The sequence below is a fragment of the Kribbella sp. VKM Ac-2571 genome (assembly GCF_004362255.1).
Taxonomy (GTDB): Bacteria; Actinomycetota; Actinomycetes; order Propionibacteriales; family Kribbellaceae; genus Kribbella; species Kribbella pratensis.
In genome coordinates this window covers 377,382-397,570 of sequence record NZ_SNWS01000003.1, presented here as the reverse complement: position 1 = coordinate 397,570, position 20,189 = coordinate 377,382, and the positions used below count along the sequence as shown (strand labels likewise).

Annotated in this window: 22 protein-coding genes; 9 read left to right on the top strand and 13 right to left on the bottom strand. The window is 67.5% G+C overall.

The window, feature by feature from the left end:
• Nucleotides 1–143 precede the first annotated feature (143 nt).
• Entirely contained in the window at nt 144–3,974 is a 3,831-nt protein-coding gene (locus EV651_RS09245) for a DUF11 domain-containing protein (protein ID WP_202870232.1), read from the bottom strand.
• 368 nt (nt 3,975–4,342) lie between these two features.
• On the bottom strand, nt 4,343–5,254 hold the full coding sequence (locus EV651_RS09240) for an AraC family transcriptional regulator (RefSeq protein WP_133784061.1): 912 nt from the start codon (nt 5,252–5,254) through the stop codon (nt 4,343–4,345).
• 73 nt (nt 5,255–5,327) lie between these two features.
• Between EV651_RS09240 and EV651_RS09235 the strand changes: the two genes are divergently transcribed.
• Nucleotides 5,328–6,143: an NAD(P)H-binding protein gene (locus EV651_RS09235; RefSeq protein ID WP_133784060.1), complete on the top strand. Its 816-nt coding sequence runs from the start codon at nt 5,328–5,330 to the stop codon at nt 6,141–6,143.
• A gap of 9 nt (nt 6,144–6,152) precedes the next feature.
• Here the strand turns inward: EV651_RS09235 and EV651_RS09230 are convergent, their stop codons facing one another.
• Both EV651_RS09230 and EV651_RS09225 read right to left on the bottom strand, forming a co-directional pair.
• Complete coding sequence (locus EV651_RS09230) at nt 6,153–6,455, bottom strand: hypothetical protein (protein ID WP_133784058.1); 303 nt, start codon at nt 6,453–6,455, stop codon at nt 6,153–6,155.
• Between the two features lie 80 nt (nt 6,456–6,535).
• Complete coding sequence (locus tag EV651_RS09225) at nt 6,536–7,087, bottom strand: hypothetical protein (protein ID WP_202870231.1); 552 nt, start codon at nt 7,085–7,087, stop codon at nt 6,536–6,538.
• A gap of 288 nt (nt 7,088–7,375) precedes the next feature.
• On the opposite strand from EV651_RS09225, the gene EV651_RS09220 reads away from it, so the two are divergent.
• On the top strand, nt 7,376–8,113 hold the full coding sequence (locus EV651_RS09220) for an SDR family oxidoreductase (RefSeq protein ID WP_133784055.1): 738 nt from the start codon (nt 7,376–7,378) through the stop codon (nt 8,111–8,113).
• Nucleotides 8,114–8,141: 28 nt separating this feature from the next.
• On the opposite strand, the gene EV651_RS09215 is transcribed toward EV651_RS09220, so the two are convergent.
• The 3 genes from EV651_RS09215 to EV651_RS09205 are packed head-to-tail and all read right to left on the bottom strand — an operon-like array spanning nt 8,142 to nt 9,848.
• The gene (locus EV651_RS09215; RefSeq protein ID WP_133784053.1) at nt 8,142–8,831 is read right to left on the bottom strand and encodes a dienelactone hydrolase family protein; all 690 of its coding nucleotides are present in this window, start codon (nt 8,829–8,831) and stop codon (nt 8,142–8,144) included.
• A gap of 15 nt (nt 8,832–8,846) precedes the next feature.
• A complete protein-coding gene (locus tag EV651_RS09210; protein ID WP_133784051.1) occupies nt 8,847–9,230 on the bottom strand; it encodes a TIGR03618 family F420-dependent PPOX class oxidoreductase in 384 nt (127 codons plus the stop codon).
• Between the two features lie 27 nt (nt 9,231–9,257).
• A complete protein-coding gene (locus EV651_RS09205; protein ID WP_133784049.1) occupies nt 9,258–9,848 on the bottom strand; it encodes a dihydrofolate reductase family protein in 591 nt (196 codons plus the stop codon).
• An 85-nt stretch (nt 9,849–9,933) separates the two neighbouring features.
• On the opposite strand from EV651_RS09205, the gene EV651_RS09200 reads away from it, so the two are divergent.
• Complete coding sequence (locus EV651_RS09200; RefSeq protein ID WP_133784047.1) at nt 9,934–10,386, top strand: helix-turn-helix domain-containing protein; 453 nt, start codon at nt 9,934–9,936, stop codon at nt 10,384–10,386.
• A gap of 8 nt (nt 10,387–10,394) precedes the next feature.
• On the opposite strand, the gene EV651_RS09195 is transcribed toward EV651_RS09200, so the two are convergent.
• Together EV651_RS09195 and EV651_RS09190 are read right to left on the bottom strand one after the other, a co-directional pair.
• On the bottom strand, nt 10,395–11,207 hold the full coding sequence (locus EV651_RS09195) for a phosphotransferase enzyme family protein (RefSeq protein ID WP_133784044.1): 813 nt from the start codon (nt 11,205–11,207) through the stop codon (nt 10,395–10,397).
• 12 nt (nt 11,208–11,219) lie between these two features.
• Entirely contained in the window at nt 11,220–12,443 is a 1,224-nt protein-coding gene (locus EV651_RS09190) for an MFS transporter (protein WP_133784042.1), read from the bottom strand.
• 82 nt (nt 12,444–12,525) lie between these two features.
• Between EV651_RS09190 and EV651_RS09185 the strand changes: the two genes are divergently transcribed.
• Nucleotides 12,526–13,428 (top strand): LysR family transcriptional regulator, encoded by a 903-nt coding sequence (locus EV651_RS09185; RefSeq protein WP_133784040.1) that lies wholly within the window; start codon nt 12,526–12,528, stop codon nt 13,426–13,428.
• On the opposite strand, the gene EV651_RS09180 is transcribed toward EV651_RS09185, so the two are convergent.
• Both EV651_RS09180 and EV651_RS09175 read right to left on the bottom strand, forming a co-directional pair.
• A complete protein-coding gene (locus EV651_RS09180; protein WP_133784038.1) occupies nt 13,425–14,255 on the bottom strand; it encodes an SRPBCC domain-containing protein in 831 nt (276 codons plus the stop codon). The two genes, EV651_RS09185 and EV651_RS09180, sit on opposite strands and share 4 nt — an antisense overlap.
• Entirely contained in the window at nt 14,248–14,811 is a 564-nt protein-coding gene (locus EV651_RS09175; RefSeq protein ID WP_133784036.1) for a transcriptional regulator, read from the bottom strand. The genes EV651_RS09180 and EV651_RS09175 overlap by 8 nt, the downstream gene beginning before the upstream one ends.
• A gap of 192 nt (nt 14,812–15,003) precedes the next feature.
• Between EV651_RS09175 and EV651_RS09170 the strand changes: the two genes are divergently transcribed.
• From EV651_RS09170 to EV651_RS09155, 4 genes are read left to right on the top strand one after another with little or no spacing between them, the layout of a single operon-like run.
• The gene (locus tag EV651_RS09170; RefSeq protein ID WP_133784034.1) at nt 15,004–16,083 is read left to right on the top strand and encodes an ABC transporter ATP-binding protein; all 1,080 of its coding nucleotides are present in this window, start codon (nt 15,004–15,006) and stop codon (nt 16,081–16,083) included.
• 37 nt (nt 16,084–16,120) lie between these two features.
• Nucleotides 16,121–16,555 (top strand): protein-tyrosine phosphatase family protein, encoded by a 435-nt coding sequence (locus EV651_RS09165; RefSeq protein WP_238156759.1) that lies wholly within the window; start codon nt 16,121–16,123, stop codon nt 16,553–16,555.
• Nucleotides 16,556–16,576: 21 nt separating this feature from the next.
• Nucleotides 16,577–16,972, top strand: coding sequence for a RidA family protein (locus tag EV651_RS09160; protein ID WP_133784033.1), 396 nt, complete (start codon nt 16,577–16,579; stop codon nt 16,970–16,972).
• Nucleotides 16,969–17,511 carry a GrpB family protein gene (locus EV651_RS09155; RefSeq protein WP_133784031.1) on the top strand — a complete coding sequence of 181 codons (543 nt, stop codon included), beginning with the start codon at nt 16,969–16,971 and terminating at the stop codon, nt 17,509–17,511. The genes EV651_RS09160 and EV651_RS09155 overlap by 4 nt, the downstream gene beginning before the upstream one ends.
• On the opposite strand, the gene EV651_RS09150 is transcribed toward EV651_RS09155, so the two are convergent.
• Nucleotides 17,459–18,724, bottom strand: a complete 1,266-nt coding sequence (locus EV651_RS09150; RefSeq protein ID WP_133784029.1) for an FAD-binding oxidoreductase — start codon at nt 18,722–18,724, stop codon at nt 17,459–17,461. The genes EV651_RS09155 and EV651_RS09150 overlap by 53 nt on opposite strands.
• 57 nt (nt 18,725–18,781) lie before the next feature.
• On the opposite strand from EV651_RS09150, the gene EV651_RS09145 reads away from it, so the two are divergent.
• Complete coding sequence (locus tag EV651_RS09145; RefSeq protein ID WP_133784027.1) at nt 18,782–19,759, top strand: YafY family protein; 978 nt, start codon at nt 18,782–18,784, stop codon at nt 19,757–19,759.
• Here EV651_RS09145 and EV651_RS09140 read toward each other — a convergent pair.
• Nucleotides 19,756–20,157: a hypothetical protein gene (locus EV651_RS09140; RefSeq protein WP_133784025.1), complete on the bottom strand. Its 402-nt coding sequence runs from the start codon at nt 20,155–20,157 to the stop codon at nt 19,756–19,758. The genes EV651_RS09145 and EV651_RS09140 overlap by 4 nt on opposite strands.
• Between the last annotated feature and the right edge of the window lie 32 nt (nt 20,158–20,189).

The following is a 20,189-nucleotide window of genomic DNA, read 5'->3' as shown; positions in this document are numbered from 1 at the left end:
CTGTGCTCCGGTCCACCGGCCGGATTCACCGGATACCGAGTTGCCGGTCAGACGCGTGGGATGCCTCTCTCTTGGTCGTACGCTGCGCCCGCCCCGCCGCTCCCGATCGGTGCGACGAGGCGGGCTGCGTCATCCTGGCTCGATCAGTCGACGGCTTGCCGACGACGTTTCAGCGCTACTCCGCCGACGAACAGTCCGGCTCCGGCGATGATCAGTACGACAGCGAGGACGATAAGCCTTGGATCCAGATCGCCACCGGTATTGGGCAGATCGCCCTCGTGGTGGACGGTGTGGTTCGTCTTGCAGCCGACCGACTCGTCACAGGTTCCACTCTTCGACGGGCTGGTGACCACGTTGCTCAGGTGGCGGTCACCGGCGTCGGTCACCGTCACCGAATACGTGATGGTGACCTTTGCTCCGACAGCCAGGTCGCCCCTCCACAAGAGCTTCTGGCCCTCGACCTGGACCGTGCCCGCACTGGCCCTGGCATCGCCGTTGTAGCGCGCGTCGTCAAGGACCTTGGAGAGATCGTCCGTGATCGTCGCGTTCTCGACCTGACCGGCGCCGAGCTGAGCGACGCGGACGGTGTAGGAGACCTTGTCGCCGACCTCGACCGTCGATCCGCTTCGCGGATCCGACGTCTTGGAGAACTTGTACCGGCCATTCGTCGGCACGATGTGTTCCGTCGTACAGTCCTTCACTGCCGCGCAGCCGGGCGAGGTGACCACATTCTTCAAGTGGAAGTCACCGGCCGTGTCCCGCACCGTGACCGAGTAGGTGACCACTGCCTTGCCTCCGGCCGGCAGCCTACCGCTCCAGACAACGGCTCCGTCCTTGTACTGCGCGATCCCGGTATCGGCACGAACGTCGCCGTTGTACGACGCATCGTCGAGCACCTTGCTCAGATCGTCTGAGAACTTGGCGTTGACCGGACCGGGCCCTCGCTGCGTCACAGTCACGGTGTAGACGACCTTGTCGCCCGGCATCACGGTCGAACCGCTCTTCGGGTCGGACGTCTTCACCGTCCGGTACGAACTGACCTTCACGTTCGCCGGATCGCAACTCTTGTTGGCGCTCGCGGCGGTCGCGCAGGCGGTGTTCACCACCGAGCCCACCGGGCCGGCCTTGACGGCGTACTCCTTCGACTTGCTCGCCCCGACCGCGAGGCTGTCGATCGTGAAGTTGCCGAGCGGGTATTTGTCGTCCTTGACGGCGATGTTCGTCAGCGGGCTGCGACCGGTGTTCGTGACGACGATCCGGTAGCGGATGGCGTCGCCGGTCTGGAACTGCGCCGCCGACGCCTCATCGTTCGCGTCGTACCACTTGCCGTCGCGGCCTTGTAGGTACTTCTTCAGCTGCATCGCGTGTGACGGCGCGAAGACGAGCGGCGCGGACGTGCGCATCACCAGTTCGGTGTGGCCCGCTCTAGCCTGGGCCCGGTTGACGTACTTGTCGCCGCCGAATGCACCCTTCGTGGTGATCGGCACCTTGAATTCCTGGACGGCACCGGGGGCCAACGCCGGCCCGATCACCCGGACCGCCGTGGCATTCGGCGTGTAGGTCGTCGTCCACCCGACCGTGTTGCCGGAGATGTCGCCCGCGGAACCGTTGCTCGGATCCGCCGGGTCGTCTTTCAGCGTTGCCGGCGCGGCCGTGGTGTAGTACACCGTCGCGCCCGCCACCCCCGTCACCGTTCCTACGGTGTAGGTGCCGTTGTACGCCGTACCTCGGCCATCGCCCTTGTAGGGCAGGATGTCGATCGTGTCGGTGAAGCTCTGGGACAGCGGATCGAACGAGCGTAGAGCGACCGTATACGTGCCGGTTCCTGTGCCGTCTCCGTCAGGGTCGGGAATCAGTTGGGCGTTCGGTGTCTTCAGGATCGTGGTGTAGCCGGACGCCGAGACCGTTACCTGTGCGCACGCCTGGTCGCTCTCCCTGCCGATCGTCGCCCGCACGCAGTTGTTCAGCGCCTGGCCCGGTCGGACGGAGGCACCAGCGACCGCCTTGAACCGCAGACTGAACCAGGTGTCGGTCTTGACGTTGCTGAGCCGCCACGTCAGCACCTGCTGACCCGTCGAACCGGTCGTCACAGTCGGCTCCGGCGTGGCAGAGCCCGGCACGTAGGTGACGCCTGCGGGAAGCGTGTCGGTCAGAACGAAGCCGTTGACCGCCGGCCTGGAGTAGTCCGCCCGGTACCGAAGCGTGTAGGTGAACGGCGTACCCGGCTCGACGACCTGGGGCGTCGCGGTCTTGGTCACCGACGGCACAGGCCCGACGACGTGCAGCACATCCCGAGCGCCAGTCGTGTACGGGTAGCGTCCTCCTGGCACGGGCGTGATCTCGGCAGCGGCGCCAGGCGCGGTATCCCGGCCGTGATCGATCCACTCGGATCGACCCGCCCCCGGGTTCCACCGCAGCGACGATCCCCAGGTCCAGACATCCTGACCGATGGGCGCGTTGGCCTTGATCGTCTGCTTGAGCACCAACTGGCCGGTGTAGCCGGCAGCACTCGCCTTGCGGTAGGTGGCCCGCACGGCCTTGATCAGGGCGAGGTTCGCCGGCTTCTGCGTGGTCCAGCCGGCGTTTCCGGCACAGCTGAACGTGTTCGGGTTCGCGGGAGCCGGACCGACGTAGTACTGCGTTGTCGCCCCGGTGAGTGGAGTCGCGACGTTCGTGGTGCGGTTGATCTTGATGACGTCGTGCGAGACGTACGTCGAGAACCGGCTGTCGATCACGTCGCAGTCGCCGATGAAGGCAGTGTTCGGCACCGTCGGCGTCTCGCCGTATCGGTTGGTGGTGACGCTTTCAACGAGCTCACCCTGCGGTACGCGGTAGGTGTTGTCCCACGGCGTACCGCCCGAGCCAGTGAACTGGCGGACCCAAGCATGCGACCATGCGCCTGCCAGCAAGACAGTCTTACCTTCGGTGTTGTTGGTCGGAAGGCTGCAGCCAGGCGCGCAGCGCTGCGCCGCCGGCGACGCAGACACGTACGTCGGCTCGTTCGCCTGCAGCGTCACGCCGGTGGCCTGGCGAATGCCGTGAACGGTGAACCAAACGGACCCGCTGGCCACCGGTTCCCAGGCGGTGCCCAGCGAAGCGCCCGTCGAGTCCTGGGTCGGCTTCAGCACCTTGGAGTAGTCGATACCAGACAGCGTCAGCCGGAAGATGTCTCTGCCCAGTGCATCCCTGCGCAACTTCACCAGGGTGCAGTCCTTCACGAAAGGTGCCGTTTGGTTCGCCACCTTCCGGCCCGACCACGGGTGGCCCGGCGCGGCGCTGATGTCGAACGGTGTACACGGTGCCCGGACAGGTCCCGTTGCGGCGGTGGCGCCCGCAGTGAGCACCCGGCTGTCGTTGTTGCTGACCGTCAGGGTGTAGGTGAGCGTCTGTGGTCCAGGGTCGCTGCCGGGCCGAGTCCGCAGCGTCCACTCCACGTCGATGCCGTAGTCGCCGGTCTCCGGAGGACCCTGGCTGTAGTCCGACGCCGCGCTCCACTGCATGTCCATGCCGAACGTGTTGCGGATCTCCCTCGGCGGTAGGCCGACGGTCTGACCGCCGATGGTACCGGTCGCAGAGATCGCCTGGCCGGTGAATCCGCTGACGACCATCGGCGCCTGCACCACGTACGCCGTGCCCATGCGCTGCGTCCCGAGGTTGCAGGTCAGAGTCGCCCCGTCAGCCGAGATGGACGATGGCGGCGTGACTCCGGTTGTCTTGCATCCACCGGGGATCGCCGTGAACTTCCCATTCGTCGCGGTGACCTTCAGCGTCACGTTCGGCACCGGGTCGTTCGCCGGCGGGTTCGCGCCGTCATTGACGTTGATGCGCCAGACCCCGGTGACAAGGTTGCCGTTGGCCACGACTGCCGGCGTACCGGCGACCCACTGCCCGGTGATCTGGTAGACCGGCGCGGCCCAGGCAGGCGTCACACCCACGCCGATCAGCGCGGTGGCGGCCGCCAGCGCGATCGCCACCAAACGCCTCCCACTGGACGCCATACGTGGGTCCGCCGCGGTTCTCCGCGTCCGGGAACGGCCCCTTCGTCGGGCAGGCCACGACAATGACTTCGGCATATATCTCCCCATCCAGTCGCCACAGGACCACTACTCGATCCGACCCAGGCGGAGGTGGGAGTTGATGTCGCATTCAATCAGAGGACTAATCGCAGGATGGCGGATCTATCACGTTGCGTGACCATCTTTGATCAAGCTGTAACATCTCATCGTGGGTCATGGCGAAATCCCGCTCAGAACCAAGGCGATCCGGACCGCCACGTGGGCCGCGCTGAAGGCGGCCGGCCAGAAGGAGGATCCGGGCCGCCGGGACCACGAGGCCGTTGCCGTTACGACGAGGCGGCCGGAGGGCTTTCGAAGCGCTGACGCCATTGACCCGGGGAGCTGCCGCTGTGCCGCCGAAATGCCGTGGCGAAGGCGAATTCGTTGCTGTATCCAACATTTCGTGCGATCGTCGCCAGCGGCGCGCTGGTCCTGGTCAAGGCGTCCTCGGCGCGACTCATCCGCAACTCGGTGAGGTAGCGGCCGGGAGATACGCCGACCAGGTCGCGGAACGTGGCCGCGAACGACGCCCGGGACCGGCCGGCAAGCTGCGCCATCGTCTCCAGCCTCCAGTCCGCTGCCGGATTCGCGTGCAGGCTCTCGAGCACACGGCGCAACTCGGGATGCGACAGACCCCGGAACCAGCCCGGCGCCTGACCGCCGGACTGCTCCCACCACGCGCTCAGCGTGTAGATCAGGTTGAGATCCAGCAGCCGATCCAGGACCGCCTGGTGACCTGGGGCATCGCGCTCCACCTCCGCCGCGAGGAGTTCGATGGCAGCCAGGTGCGACGGGTCCTGGTCAGCGGCTCGAACCAGCACAAGGTCAGGAAGGCCGTTCAGCAAGGACGCCGCGACACTGCCGTCGAGCACGTAGGCGCCACACAACAGTTCCGACGCGGCGCCGACGCCGTGATCGGAGCCTTGCCTGCGCGCTTCGTCGATCGGGATCGCCGCGACACCGGGCGTGCTGCCGACGACGTATGGAGGACCGGCTGGGACGAGCACGACGTCGCGGGCACCGAGGTGCACCGGCTGTCGACCTTCACGCTCGAGCCAGCCTTGGCCCTCGAGAAGCAGATGCGCGGTGAGCGGCCGCCTGCCCGCGAACCGCACTCCCCAGGGGTGGATCCGACGCAAGATCGAGAAGACCGCTCCCTGTGCACGGGCTCGAGCGAGTTGATCGCTCAGGATGTCCATCCTTGGACGATAACGAAGGGATCTGAGCAGATGGCACATCTTCCGTCCACGCAGCCGTTCCTACGGTGGCGGTATGACTCATCTGATTCTCGGTGGCAGCGGCAAGGTCGGTCGCCGACTGACCCGACTTCTCGACCACGCCGGCCACCCGACGCGTCCCGCGAGCCGGGCATCGACCACCGTCTTCGACTGGCACGACGAATCCACCTGGGCAGCCGCTCTGAACGGCGTGACCAGCATGTTCGTCATCGGCCCTGGTTCGTCCGCCGACTGGAGCCCTCAGCTGACCCGGCTGCTCGACCTCGCGAGCCACGCTGGCACGAACCAGGTCGTCCTGCTGTCGGCGCGGGGCGTGGAGTTCCTACCTGACGGCGCGGTCGGGCGCGCGGAGCAGGCGCTCCAGCAAGGTCCGATCCCGTGGACCGTTCTGCGCCCGTCACACTTCGCGCAGAACTTCACCGAAGCGATGTTCGCCCCGGTCGACGGCCGCATCGTCGCCCCGGTCGGCGCCGGAGCCGAACCGTTCATCGACGTCGAGGACATCGCCGCCGTGGCAGCCGCTGTGATGACCAGGCGCAGGTACGACGGACGCATCTTGTCACTCTCCGGCCCGGAAGCGCTGACCTTCGAGGAGGCGGCGACGCAACTCGAGCAGGCCACTGGTGTGAGCATCAGCTTCCAGGACGAGAGCGACACCGACCACATCCAGCGTCTGCGCGCCGCCGGTACGCCGGAGATGTACATCCAGTGGCGGATGGCGATGCTCAACGGGATCAGGTCCGGCGCCGACTCGTACGTCTCGGCGGGCGTGGCGGACGTACTGCACCGTCCCGCGACCAGCTTCGCCAACTGGGCCCAGCGCGAAGCAGCTCCCGTCTTGTCCCACTGACGTCCGACCTCACTCGATGTGCTGCAGCACGGTGGTCATCTGCCAGTCCACGGTGCTGTGGTCGATCGCGGCATGCACCGGCGAGTCACCCATCTCGCCGGTGATACCCCCGGCACCCGCGCGGGCATGCTCGATGCTGTCGTACGCCACGATGTCGAGAATGGTGTCGTCGTCGCGCAGGACGATTCGGCGCCACTGGAACCCCGGCCGGCGCTTGAGGTACTCATTGATGTCCGCGTTCGCTGCGACAAAGTCCTCCGGCGTACGACCGGGAGCGGGGCGGAGACTGGTCACTTCCAGGATTTCGGGCATGGCGCGACGCCTCTCGATAGTGGTGGTCCTGCTGGAGCGCCTCAAGTGTCGAGCCTGGGCCGAGGGGCTGGAAGGGACTGTCACCCAGGGGGTACGACACCTGGGCTGCGAGCACCTGTCAGACCGGCTCCGCGGTCGAGGCGAGACGCCCGATGGCGACGTCGCCGGCGGTTCCAGGCTCCGGGCCCCCGACCAGCAACAGCTGGCCGGGGGGCGTCCAGCACCTCGAAGGTCTGATACGTCAGCTCGATGCGTCCTACCACCGGATGGATGAAAACCTTGAACGCTCGGGCCAGGCTTCCGACCTCGTTGTCGTCCCACAGCGTTCGGAATCGCGGCGAAACCTTGCTCAGCCGGGCCACAACATCGGTGATGGCCGGATCGTTCGGTAGCCGACCCGCGTTCAGGCGTAAGGCATGCACGGTGCTGCGTTGCCGGAGCTGCCAGTCCGCGAAGACGACTTCGGCCTGTGGATGGGTGCACAGGATCCACGGCATGTTGCGCTCGTCACCGAACGGAGACAACAAAGCGTCGGCGATCGGGTTCGCCGCGAGCACGTCGAACGCCGGGCCGAGCACGTAGGCCGCCGAGCGTGGGAAGGAATCCAGGAGCCGAAGCAACGACGGGTGCACGACATCCAGAGGACGGTCCGGCGCGGGGACAGGAGGGCAAGACCGGCGTCCGCCGGCTCCAAGCGTCCCCGGGTGGCTCGGAGAAACGGCCCGAGCTCGTTGTCCCGTTGCGCCATGGGATCGATCGTAACCCCGTTCAACGACTTTCTCCGCCGTCCGGAGCCGCTCCAGGACCTGACCCTCGGTGTCCCACACCTGGGTTCCCGGTCCCTTCTTCCGGGCCTGCGGACGCAGTGGAGTTGAGCTGCGGCCACCGTCGCCACACAACACTCCGAGGGAGCAACAGCAGTGAGCACATCGACAGATTCGAAGACCGTCCTGGTCACCGGCGCGAGCAGCGGGATCGGTGAGGCCACCGCCCGGCGGTTGGCGAGCCTGGGCCACGCCGTCTTTCTGGGCGCCCGACGCACCGGCCGGCTGGCATCGCTCGCCGAGGAACTCCGTGCCGGTGGTGCGTCCGTCGCCTACCGAGAGCTGGACGTGACCAGCCTCCAGTCGGTCCAGGCATTCGCCGCCGCAGCGGTGCAGGAGTACGGCCGGATCGACGTACTCGTCAACAACGCCGGCGTCATGTCGCTGTCCCGCATCGCGGAGCTGCGCATCGCGGAGTGGGACCAGATGATCGACGTGAACCTGTGCGGCGTCCTGTACGGAACCGCCGCGGTCCTGCCTCAGATGCGGAAGCAGGATGGTGGGCACATCGTGAACGTGTCGTCAGTGTCCGGGCACCGCGTGGACCCCACGGCAGCCGTCTACAGCGCGACCAAGTTCGCCGTGGCGGCCCTGTCCGAGGGACTCCGGCAGGAGAGCCGGGACATCCGCGTGACAGTTGTCAGCCCGGGATTCACGCAGAGCGAGTTGACCGACCGGGGTGGTTCGGCCGAGGCCCAGGCTGCTGCTCGAGAGGTGGCCGCACAGCTGGCCATCCCGGCTGCCGCGATCGCGGATGCCATTGCCTTCGCGGTGAACCAACCGGCCGCCGTGGACGTCAACGAGCTGATAGTGCGTCCGACTGCCCAAGGCTGAGATCGCGGGGTGTGATGCCGCCGACGGCTCAGGCGACCGTCGACTTCATGAACGCGAGCGCCTGCGGCCACGCGAGCCGGAACGCGTCCGCGTTGACGTCCTTGTCGTGCCGCGACTTGTCCGAGAACCCGTGGTCCGCACCGGGAAGGTACTGCGCGAACGTCGCGCCGGCGGTCCGGGCCTGCAACACGGTCTGCAACGTCTCGAAGTCCGCATTGGGTACGGCGGCGTCCGCGCTCGGGTAGCTCACCAGCACCGGCGCCGTGACCCCGGCGGCCTCCGCAATCGCGTCGTACGTGTGATGCGGTGGCCGGTTCGACGGCACGGTCGGGTGGAAGGCGACGACGTTCGCCACTCGCTGGTCGCGGGCCCCGAGCAGGAAGGCGAACCGTCCGCCGAGGCACCATCCGATGACGCCGACCTTGCTGCACCCGAGATCGTCGAACAGATAGTCCAGTAACGCGCGCTGCTCGGCGAGCGCGGCGTCGTCGTCCATCTCCCGCAGCATCCCGCTGAGCTCTTCCCGGGTGGCGTTGTCGGTGCTGCGCCCCTTGAACGGGTCCCACGCCAGCGCGGTGATCCCTTCCCCGGCAAGCTCGTCGGCCCACTCGCGGATCTGCTCACCGATCCCGGTGATCATCGGCAGCAGCAACATCCCGGCCCGCCCGACCCGCGCGAGATAAGCGTCCTGCTCCCCAACCGTCACAGTCACACCCATGCGGGAATCTTATGGTCAGCTGACGCCGACCGTCTGGTGGTCCACCTCGATGACGCCGATGACGCGTTCCACGTCGCGGCCGTAGGGCCGGCCGATGTACTTCTGGGCGATCTGGTCGACGAGCTCCCAGCCCGCGTCACCGTCGATCCACTCGACGACGCGACCGCGGACGATGACCGGCTCGTAGGGGTTGTCGACCGGCGCGAGGGATACCGCGACGCGCGGGTCGCGCTGGAGGTTGCGCGCCTTCTGCGAGGTCGGACCGGTCAGGAAGATGATCTTGTCGTCGAGCGAGCTCACCCAGAGCGGGATGGAGTGCGGCGACCCGTCCGGCAGGACGGTGGCCAGGTGGGCGATGGAGGTGCTCTCGACGGCGCTACGTACGGCGGGCTTCAACACGACTCTGCTCCTTCAGCAAACGAGGTTTCAGCGGACGATTTCGTAGTGGAGGTGGGTGACGCCGGGGGCGGGCACTGCCTCGATCAGGTTCAGACGGACGTGCTCCGGGAGCTCCTGGAAGAACGGCCGGCCGCCGCCGAGCAGGATCGGCACCTGATGGAGCACGAGTTCGTCGACGAGGCCTGCCCGGAGTGCCGCGGTCGCGACCCCGCCACCCATCAGGCCGACATCCTTCCCGCCGGCCAGCTGACGCGCAGCGGCGATCGCGCCGTCGATGGTGCCGGCGAGAGTCTGCCGTTCGCTGATCTCCGCCACCGGACCGTGACTGAGGACCACCAGAGGAGCCTTCGGGTGCGGGCTGCCGCCGCCGAAGTGGCCCGAGTCGTCGTACGTCTTGTGCCCGGCGACCATGGCGCCGACCCGGCCGGCGAGCGCGTCGAAGATCCGTGCGCTCGGTGCGCTCAACTTGAAGCCGTCGAACACCTGGCTCGGAGTGTCACCGTCGAAGTACCAGTCGAACAGCATCGGCGCGTCGCCGAGGCCGTGATCCGGACCGGAGCCGCGTCCGGTGATGTATCCGTCGACCGAGACGGCGAGGGCGCAGACCACCTTGCTCATCGTGTTCACCTTCCCTTGGGGTTCCTTGAAGGAACGCTAACACGACGGAGTTCCTTTAGGGAACCCCAAAGGCTAGACTGGTGCCATGCAGCGAACGAATTTCTGTGAGATGGCGTGCTCGATCGCGCGCACGTTGGACGTGATCGGCGAGCCGTGGTCGCCGCTGATCCTCCGCGACATCTGGGTCGGCCTCTCCCGGTTCGAGCAGCTCCAGGCGGACCTCGGGATCTCCCGCAAGGTACTCACCGAGCGGCTGAACCACCTGGTCGACCGGGGCGTGCTGGAGCGCCGGCCGTACGACAACCGGCCGCGGTACGAGTACGTGCTGACCGACCGCGGCCGCGAACTGCTCGACGTCCTGATCGTGATGGTTGCCTGGGGCGACAAATGGGTGGCCGGCCAGGCCGGACCGCCGGTCCTGTACCGGCACCACGCCTGCGGGGAGATCAGCCACGTCGACCTCGCCTGCGCCCACTGCGGCAAGCCGATGCACGCCGACGACATCGACGTCCTCCCCGGGCCGGGTGCCGCAGCCTGAGACAGGTCCTAGCTGCAGTACTGGCGGAACACCTCGAGGTCGCTGTCCACGCGGGCGATCCGGTCGAAACCCCAGGTGTCCACGCCGGGTCGATCGACCTCGAACATCACCCGTGCGGACATGTCTCGCAGGCCGCGGGCGAGGAGCGCGAACTCGAGATGGTCGACGTCCAGGTCGTCAGCGCCGTACTCGTCGAGGAACTCCGCCAGCCGGTCCCCGTCGGCTCCGACCCACACGTCGTACTCACGGGGCCCGATCACGGCGTTCTCCCAGTCGAGGATCGCCGCCACCTCACCGTCGTTGTCGATCAAGACGTTCAACCCGTGAAGGTCCGTGTGACACAGGACGACGCGCACCGGCTTGAGTCGTGTTCGTACGTCGTCCAACCGCGCGATCGCCGCAGCCACCACGTCCGCACGGTCCGCGATCCACGGGTGCTGCAGGTGCTGCCCCAAGGTCCTGATGTGGGGTTCGCTGACGTCTGCGGGCGGCAATGTCACCTGCAGCGGCGCCTCATGGATCTGCCGCAACGCCCGAGCCACTGCACGCCGGTCGTCCCAGGTCGCCGTACGCCCTTCGACATAAGGGAAAACTGCGACGTTCTTCGCGGACAGCTCACCCTGCAGCGTCCGCAACGGCTCCACGACCGGCAGTCCGAGAGCGTGCAACTCCGCCAACTGCGACAACCCCGACGGCTCCTCGCCTTCCTTCCACACCTTCACGAACCACCGCCTGTCCGCCACCCACCCGTCGGTGGCGAACCCGCCGGGGTGCGGCTCCAGCGAGGAGACAGTCAGGCCGTAGTCGCGTTCAAGGTCCACACGCGCATCACATCATCTGCGCTGCGCGGCGAGCATCCGGATTACGGCGGCGTTCACCAGGATCAGGATCAGCGCCGAGAAGAGCAGCAGCGCGACCTCGGCCGGGAGGAGCGCGATTCCCAGGCCGATCGCGAGGACCGGGATCGCAAGTCCGGCGTACGCGATCAGGAAGAGGGCGGCCAGCACCTCGCCGCGCGACGACGGGTCCGCGAGCGAAGCGGCCGTTGCGACGGCGCCGCGGAAGACGAGGCCTACGCCGGCGCCGGCGACGATGCCGCCGATGACGAACAGGTACAGGTTCGGGAGGAGACCGCCGACCGCCACGCCCACCAGACCGACGGACATCGCGACCAGCCCGAGGCGGAGCTGAGCCGGGCGGGAGAGCCGGACGAAGACGGCCTGGCTCGCGGCACCCGCGATGAAGACGGCGAAGGTGACGACACCGGCGAGCAGGCGGGACGTGTGGTGCAGGACGCCGGCCAGGAACGTCGGCGCCAGCGACGTGAAGAGACCGAAGATCGCGAACGCCGCGAAGGCGCCGATCGCAGACGCGAAGAAGAGCGGACGGGCGGACGAGGGCAGCGCCACCCGTTGCGGCCGGTACGCCGGACGCTCCTCCAACCGCTCCACTGTCTCCGGCACCAGCGCGATCCCCACCGCGCTGATCAACAGCAGCACCAGGAAGATCTCGTACGGACGCTCCAGCGGCGACGACACGTACTGTGCCAGCAGTCCGCCCACGAGCGGACCGAAGGCCAGCCCGCCGAGGTTCACCATGCTCGAGATCAGCGCGGAGCGACTCGGGTCCTCACCGGGACGCGCGACCTGCCGCAGCTCGGAAAGATGCGCGGTCGCGGTCGCTGTCAGTACACCGACGCCCACCCCGCAGATGAACCGAGCCAGAAGCAGCCCGGGAACCTCCGGCCAGATCAGGAAGATTGCCGCCGACAACGCCTCCGCGAGTACGGCGAGCAACGCGATCCGCCGCCGCCCGAGCCAGTCGCTGACATGCCCCGCCAGGTACAGCGACGCCATCACCCCGACCGCGTAACTGGCGAAGATCACCGTGATCACGTATGTCGGGAAGCCGTCGCGCTGCTGGTAGATCGCATAGAGCGGCGTCGGGATCGTCGAGAAGGCCATCGTGGTGAGGAAGGCCGCCGCGATCACCCAGAACCCCGGAGCATGAGCGAACCGGATCCGTACGCCGGCCCGCGAAGACGTCATGGTGGACATGTTTCTAGGGTGCCGCGCTCCATCTATCGAGTCCAACGAAAGTTCTTGCACGCTCTTATCGCCAAAACCGATAATTGAGCCTGTGGACAGTCGCCAGCTGGAGTACTTCGTCGCCGTCGCCGAGGAACTGAGTTTCACCCGCGCAGCGCACCGGCTGTTCACGGTGCAGTCCACGGTCTCGGCCGCCGTACGCGCACTCGAGACCGACCTGAAGACGACCCTGTTCGACCGCTCGACGCGGCGCGTCGTGCTGTCGGCCGCCGGTCAGGCGTTGCTGCCAGAGGCGAAGGCCGCGCTGGAGGCGTTGGACCGCGCGCGGGCCGCGGTCGAGGAGGCGTCGTCGGGGTTGCGCGGCAGCATCCGGATCGGGACGCTGGCGCGGCTCAGCCTGGTGAACATGGCCGAGCTGCTCGGGGCGTTCCATCGCAAGTACCCGCTGGTCGAGGTGCAGGTCGCGACCTCGCCGACCGGATCCACCGGCCTCGCGGACGACGTACGGCACGGTCGTCTGGACATCGCGTTGCTCGGGCTGCCGCGTCCGGAGTTGTCCGGCCTCGAGGTGCGCGACATCGCCACCGTTCCGTTCGTGGCGCTGGTCCCGTCGTCGCATCCGCTCGCCGGGCGCACCGGCGTCGGACTCGGCGAGCTGGCCGCGGAGCGGTTCGTGGACATGCCGGCGGGATTCGGGAACCGGAAGATGGTCGACCGGGCCTTCGACACGATCGGGACACCCCGGCGGATCCAGGTCGAGGTACCGGAACTGACCACGATCCCGGACTACGTTCGGGCCGGTCTCGGCGTCGGCGTCGTACCGGATCTCGAACTGGCCGAGGAGCCTGGCGTCGCCAAGCTGGCGATCACCGGCGCGGAGCTCACCTGGACGTTGTCCGTGGTGACGATCGCCGGACGGCGACCGAGCAGGGCGGTGAGCGCCCTGCTCGACCTGATCGGCGAATCGATCCGGCCCGAGGGCCCTTATTTCTAGCCGATCCAGATCTTCCAGTCCGGGAGTTCGACGAAGCGGCGGAGGGCTGCGACTCCGTAGAGCCAGCCGGTCCAGGCACCGTACGGCGGGTTGGACTCGTCGAACCCGCTCATCACGAACGTGAGCCGGGTCTTGCCGTCGGACTCGGCGAGCTCCCAGGTGCTGATGCCGCCGTCACCCCAGTCCATCGACATCTTCCGGCCCTCGACGAGGTCGACGATCTCCACGCCCGGGCCGGCGTCGAACCCGCCCATCGCGAACCGGCCGCCTTTCCGGAGGTCGATGTCGACCGGGTACCCGAACCAGTCCGACGCCTTCGCCGGCTCGGTCAGCGCCGAGTAGACCTCCGCGACCGGTGCGTCGATCAGAGCTTCGCCCTCGAACGTCGACGAGGTGAAGTCCGGCCTGGTGGTGAGCTCGCGACCCTCCACGTGGTCGACGAGGTTCGCAAGGGCCAGCGACCAGAAGGTCTGCAGTACGCCGCGGATGTTCGCGCCGCTGATCGCATCCGCGAAGTCGAAGCCGGTCTGCGACAACTCCACCACCGTCGCGTCGTCGCCGTCGGGCGTCAGCGTGATCTCCGTGGTCGTCTCCTCGCCTCCGAGCGTCCACGCCAGGGTCAGCGTGCTTCCGTCGTACCCGACAACTCGCTGGTGCGGCGCGTCGCCCTCGGGAATGTAGCGGCCCCAGAACTCGAACGTCCCGGGCAGGTCGACGGTCGAGTGCTCGCCGAGCCAGAGGTTCAGGGCCTTCGGATCGGTCAACGCCTGCCGGACGTTGTCGATGCCGGCCTTGGCGCGCGCTTGCAGGACAAGTGGTTCAGTCATTGGTTCGGTCTCCCTTGGGGTAACAGGCCACGGCGAGCTTGAAGGCGTCGCCCTCACTGCCGCCGTAGCGCTCGAAGAGGTCCTGCAGCGTGCCGCGCAGGTCCTCGAAGAACTCCCGCCGCCGGTCCGGTGGGACCCGGATCTCACCGGACACCCCGATGGACGGCAGCTCCGGAGCCGACCTGTCCAACGCGGCGATGTCGGTCTGGACCTCTTCCATCAGGTCCAGTACGTAGCCGAGGCTCAGCTCGTCGCGGGTCCGGCGGAGGCCGCCGATCCGGCCGACGAGCGTCGGGGACAGCCAGTACGAACGGGCCGTCGCCTGGTAGATGCCCTCGCGAATCCCGCGCACCTTGCGCTCGTCCACCTGGGTCACCAGTCCCGCCTCGACGAGGCGCTTCACGTGGTAGTAGACGCGCTGCGGAGTCTGGCCGAGCTGCTCGGCCACCTCGCCGCAGGTCGCCGGCTCGGCCAGCCGGCGCAGCACCTCGATTCGCTGCGGCTTGAACAGGGCCTCGGCCTGCTCGAGCTGCTCCAGGTGCATCACGTCTCTCATCACACAAAGAACTTTGTACGTAAAAAACTTCTTTGTCAATCGCGAGATTTACATCACTCGGGAATGTAAATGGGCCGGCGTTCGTTGTCAGCTGTGCTCGGTGATGCGTCACCAAGCAGACACCCAAGACCTGGGGGCCTTTGCTACGGATCGTCCGGCACGTTCCTGCCGGCGAAGGAAAGGAAGCGCGACATGGCAACTGTCTCGTTCAAGGGAGCCACCCGGGTCTACCCGGGCACCGACATCGCGGCGGTCGACAAGCTCGATCTGGACATCTCCGACGGCGAGTTCATGGTGCTCGTCGGGCCGTCCGGGTCCGGTAAGTCGACGGCGCTGCGGATGCTGGCCGGGCTCGAAGAGGTGAACGAGGGAGCGATCTTCATCGGCGACCGGGACGTGACCAACGCCCCGCCGAAGGAACGCGACATCGCGATGGTGTTCCAGAACTATGCGCTGTACCCGCACATGTCGGTGGCCGACAACATGGGCTTCGCCTTGAAGATGCAGGGCATCCACAAGGACGAGCGCGCCCAGCGCGTGCAGGAGGCGGCGAAGCTGCTCGGTCTGGAGGAGTACCTGGACCGCAAGCCGAAGGCGCTGTCCGGTGGTCAGCGCCAGCGCGTCGCGATGGGCCGCGCGATCGTCCGTAACCCGCAGGTGTTCTTGATGGACGAGCCGCTGTCGAACCTCGACGCGAAACTGCGGGTCCAGACCCGCACGCAGATCGCCGAGCTGCAGCACCGGCTCGGCGTCACCACCGTCTACGTCACCCACGACCAGGTTGAGGCCATGACGATGGGCGACCGGGTCGCCGTCCTTCGCGATGGCGTGTTGCAGCAGGTCGACACCCCGCTGAACCTGTACGACCGGCCGCGGAACAAGTTCGTGGCCGGCTTCATCGGGTCGCCCGCGATGAACCTGATCGAGGCCGAGATCGTCGAGGGCGGCGCGAAGATCGGCGACTACGTGGTCCCGATCGCCCGCGACGTACTGGCCAAGGCCGGCGACGACAAGACGCTGACGCTGGGCATCCGGCCCGAGGCGTTCCACCTCGCCGACGAAGGGCTGCCGGTGAAGGTCGCGGTGATCGAGGAGCTCGGATCGGACGCGTTCCTGTACGGCACCGCGGAACACACCGACGAGAAGCAGCAGATCATCGCCCGGATCGGCACCCGCCTGCACAACGACAAGGGCACCCTCGTCCATCTGGCCCCGGACGCCGACAAGCTGCACCTGTTCTCCACCTCGACACAGGAGCGCCTCGTCGTTTGATTCCCGTCCTCCTGCTTCCGGCTTGTAGTTTGACCTTGTGGGTCGTTGGGAGAAGGACGCACCAGGTGTGATGGAGCTGCCGTCGGGTCGGCTCGTGCGCGGACGCGGTCTGCGCCACGGCCCGGCGGCAGACCCGTTTCCGACGTACGGCGTGTATCTGCTCGGCGCGGAACCGCCGGACGTGCCGTGGGAGACGCGCTGGATCAAGTGGCCCGACTTCCGGCTGCCGGTGGATCGCCCGCAGGCGTTGGCGACCTTTCGCGAGGCGTTGGAGCGGACCGGGACCGGACGGGTCGAGTTCGCGTGCGGCGGCGGACGAGGGCGGACCGGGACAGCGTTCGCGTGTCTCGCCGTACTGGACGGGCTGCCTGCGGATCAGGCCGTCGACTATGTACGTCGGGGTTACGACAAGCGCGCGGTGGAGACGCCGTGGCAGAAGCGGTACGTGCTAAATCTGTTGACCCGGAGCTGACGCATCGAGTTGGGTCGAGGCGTGACCATCGAGCGGAGCAATCCCGACGGACTGCATGCGACGCCTGGGTATCACCACGTGACGCGGGTGCAGGCGGACACCTTGATCTACCTGGCCGGGCAGTGCCCGTTGCAGGTGTCCGGTGAGTTGGCCGCGGGCGGTCTCCAAGGGCAGACCGCGCAGGTGATCGCGAACATCCTCACCGCGCTGAAGTCGGTGGGCGCCACGCCGGAAAACGTCGTACGCACGGTGATCTACGTGGCCAGTTCGGACCGTGCCGACCTGGGCGCGGTGTGGGCCCAGCTCAACGAGTCGCCGCTCGCTCCGGCCTTCACGACCGCGAGCACCCTGCTCGGCGTCGCCCAACTCGGCTTCACCGGCCAACTCGTCGAGATCGACGTGACGGCGGCCCTGTGATCGTTCCCGCCGAGGTTGTGGACTACGACCCGCGGTGGCCGCGCTGGTTCGCGGAGATCAGCGCGCGCCTGGCGCCGTACCTCGCCGAGCTCCCCCACACCTGCGAGCACGTCGGCAGCACCGCCGTACCCGGTCTGGCGGCGAAGCCGATCATCGACATCGACATCGTCGTCCCGTCTCCCTCACTCGTGCCGCCGGCGATCGAACGGCTCACGGAGGCCGGTTATCGCCATGAGGGCGATCAAGGAATCCCCGGCCGGGAGGCGTTCGCGTTGCCGGCGGACGCGGTCCACTACCACCATCTGTACGTCGTTGTCGAAGGCAACAAGGCGCATCGGGACCACGTGGTGCTGCGTGATCATCTGCGCGCGGACTCGGCCGATCGCGAGCGGTACGCGGCCCGCAAACGCGAGCTGGCGCACCTGCTCACCACCGACCGCACCGCGTATGTCGACGGTAAAGGTGCGTTGGTCGAGGAGCTGATCGCTAGAGCCGGTGGTTCGGCTGCAGACGACGGGTCGGGTCGTAGCGGCGCCTGAGCACGACGAGCCGCTCGTAGTCGTCGTACGCCTCGGCCACCTCTTCGTCGGTGAGCTTCGCGAAGGTGAAGTTGAGGGCGCGGCCAACGGTTGACGAGGCCCACGGTTCGAGTACGTCCGTCCCAGCCTCACCCTTGCCGGGAGTGAGGACGGTCAGCGAGTACGCCGCATCTCGGTGACCTACCGCGTTCGGGATTTCCGGTTGCCGGGCGAGCGCGCCGCCGAGGTGCCGGATGCCGATCACATGCATCCTCGACGCCTCCGGACCGGCGAGCTCGGGCAGCGTCTCGAGCGCGTCGAGATCCTTCAGCAGCACGTTGAGCGAGGTGTAGCTGTCGGGGCGCTCCGGCTCCGCGAAGATCCGCCCGGAGTCGACGTACGGCAACTCCCCCACGGTGTCGAGGACCGGCTTGCCGATCGCCCGGAGCGGTTCGATCAGCTCCTCGCCACGGTCGCCGAGGATCGCGAGTTGCACCTGCCCGACGTACTTGCCGCGCAAAGGCGCCGGCACCTGCGGGATGTTCGGCATCGGCAGGATCGCGATCGCCGACGTGATCTCCTCCGGCACGGACCTGGTCCACTCCCGCCACGTCTCGGGCACGGTCGGGTGCTCGGCGAGGTCGAAGTACAGACTGCCGCCGAACAGCGTCGGTACGTCGAAGAGGTCGATCTCGATCCCCGCCACGACACCAAAGTTGCCACCGCCGCCGCGCAGCGCCCAGAACAGATCCGGGTCCTCTTCGGCGTTGCGCCGTACGCCGTCCGCAGTCACGACCTCGATCCGGCGAACATGGTCCGCGGCGTACCCGAACCGTCGCGCCATCAGCCCGAGCCCACCGCCCAGCGTGTACGAGATCGCACCGACGCCGGGTGCGCTGCCGGACAGCGGGGCGAGACCGTACGGCGCGGTCGCGTCGAGCACGTCCCGCCAGGTCGCGCCCGCCTCGATCCACGCCGTGTTGCGCTCCGCATCAACCGTCACACCGTTGAATGCACCGGTCGCGATCAGCACGCCACCGTCGATCCCCTGCGTCAGACCGTGCCCGGCCGCCTGGACGGCGATACGCAGATCGTGGTCGATCGCGTACCGCACCGCCTCCTCGATCTGGGCCGTGCTCGTCACCGGAAAGATGGCCGCGGGCCGGTGCGCGTCCCGTCGCTGGAACCCGAGCCGCGCCTCGTCGTACCCCTTACTAGTCGTCGTCAACATCATGCAGATCACGTTAGACACCCTTGCGGACACATCTTGTCCTCAAGGCATGATTTGTGGATGAGTGCTCGCAAGGAGATGCCTGGCCGGATGCTGCGGCTACTGTCGCTGCTGCAGAGCCGACGCGAGTGGTCCGGCCGCGAGCTCGCCGAGCGGCTCGGCGTCACCGAGCGCACGGTACGGCGGGACGTCGAACGGCTCCGGTCCCTCGACTACCCGGTGACCGGTACGACCGGCACTTCGGGCGGCTACCGACTCGGCTCCGGAACGCATCTGCCACCGCTGCAGCTGGACGACGACGAGGCGATCGCCGTCGCGCTCGGACTGGTCGGCGCGGCCGGTGGCGGAGTGAGCGGGATGGCGGAGAGCTCGATGAGCGCGCTGGCCAAGCTGGAGCAGGTGCTGCCCGCGCGCCTCCGTCCCCAGCTCGCCGCAGTGGGCTCGGCAGCGGAGGCGATCCCGCGACCCGGCGTACCGCAGGTCGATCCGGACGCTCTCGCCGTACTCGCACGCTGCTGCCGCAACCACGAGATCGTTGCCTTCGACTACCACGGCCGGCAGCGCGGTACGACGCGACGCCGGGTAGAACCGCATCAATTGCTGACGTTGTCGTGGCGGTGGTACCTGCTCGCGTTCGACCCCGAACGCGACGACTGGCGGATCTTCCGCGTCGACCGGATCGCTTCCGTGACTCCCGCGTTGCACCGCTTCACGCCACGGGTGCTGGACGGGCCCTCGTACCTACTCGAGTCCTTCGTGTCGGCGCAGTACGAGCACACGGTCGTCTTGACGGTCGAGGCGTCGTCGGTCGAGGTGACCTCAACCTTCGAAGGGGTCGTCCGCGGCATCGTGGAACCGCTCAGCCCTTCGTCGTGCAAGGTCCGCTTCAGCGCGGACTCCCCCGCCATGCTGCTGACGCAGGTGGCCGCGATCGCTCACCTCGGTCCCTTCACCGTCGACCAGGCGACCCCGGAAACCGCCACCCTCATCACGGAGGCCGGCGAACGCCTCACACAGGCGTTCGCCGGGTTGCGTTAGGCAACAATCAGCCCGATACCGAGCGTCAGTACGCCGACAGCCAGCGATGCCGCGCCGACCCAGAGGATCCACAAGAACTGGTTCGGCGCGGTGCGGTCCTTACCGGCGGACGAGGCGAAGAAGCCGCCGGACATCAGAATCGCGGCGACCGGGATCCCGAGCCGGCCGACCCACAACCACAATCCGGTCAGGCCGGTCTGGTCGACGTACAGCAGTCCGACCAGGCTGAGGATCACCAGTACGCCGGCGTGCGCGTGACCGGCCCGCGCGAACGACTTCTGGAACCCGGTCATCGGGACCTGGCCGCGGACGATCCTGGTCATGAAGTAGCCGCCGAACTCGATCGTCACGACGGTGAGCAGGATGACGCCGGCGATGACGCGGGACACGTCGGTCATGCGTGGACCTCTTCTCTGGACAAACCTTCTTA

Excerpts from the sequence above, each read along its gene's own strand:
- EV651_RS09240 (WP_133784061.1), bottom strand. The coding sequence starts at position 5,254 with ATGGACATCCTGAGCGATCAACTCGCTCGAGCCCGTGCACAGGGAGCG.
- EV651_RS09235 (WP_133784060.1), top strand. The coding sequence starts at position 5,328 with ATGACTCATCTGATTCTCGGTGGCAGCGGCAAGGTCGGTCGCCGACTG.
- EV651_RS09230 (WP_133784058.1), bottom strand. The coding sequence starts at position 6,455 with ATGCCCGAAATCCTGGAAGTGACCAGTCTCCGCCCCGCTCCCGGTCGT.
- EV651_RS09215 (WP_133784053.1), bottom strand. The coding sequence starts at position 8,831 with ATGGGTGTGACTGTGACGGTTGGGGAGCAGGACGCTTATCTCGCGCGG.
- EV651_RS09205 (WP_133784049.1), bottom strand. The coding sequence starts at position 9,848 with ATGAGCAAGGTGGTCTGCGCCCTCGCCGTCTCGGTCGACGGATACATC.
- EV651_RS09200 (WP_133784047.1), top strand. The coding sequence starts at position 9,934 with ATGCAGCGAACGAATTTCTGTGAGATGGCGTGCTCGATCGCGCGCACG.
- EV651_RS09190 (WP_133784042.1), bottom strand. The coding sequence starts at position 12,443 with ATGTCCACCATGACGTCTTCGCGGGCCGGCGTACGGATCCGGTTCGCT.
- EV651_RS09180 (WP_133784038.1), bottom strand. The coding sequence starts at position 14,255 with ATGACTGAACCACTTGTCCTGCAAGCGCGCGCCAAGGCCGGCATCGAC.
- EV651_RS09175 (WP_133784036.1), bottom strand. The coding sequence starts at position 14,811 with ATGAGAGACGTGATGCACCTGGAGCAGCTCGAGCAGGCCGAGGCCCTG.
- EV651_RS09170 (WP_133784034.1), top strand. The coding sequence starts at position 15,004 with ATGGCAACTGTCTCGTTCAAGGGAGCCACCCGGGTCTACCCGGGCACC.
- EV651_RS09150 (WP_133784029.1), bottom strand. The coding sequence starts at position 18,724 with ATGATGTTGACGACGACTAGTAAGGGGTACGACGAGGCGCGGCTCGGG.
- EV651_RS09145 (WP_133784027.1), top strand. The coding sequence starts at position 18,782 with ATGAGTGCTCGCAAGGAGATGCCTGGCCGGATGCTGCGGCTACTGTCG.
- EV651_RS09140 (WP_133784025.1), bottom strand. The coding sequence starts at position 20,157 with ATGACCGACGTGTCCCGCGTCATCGCCGGCGTCATCCTGCTCACCGTC.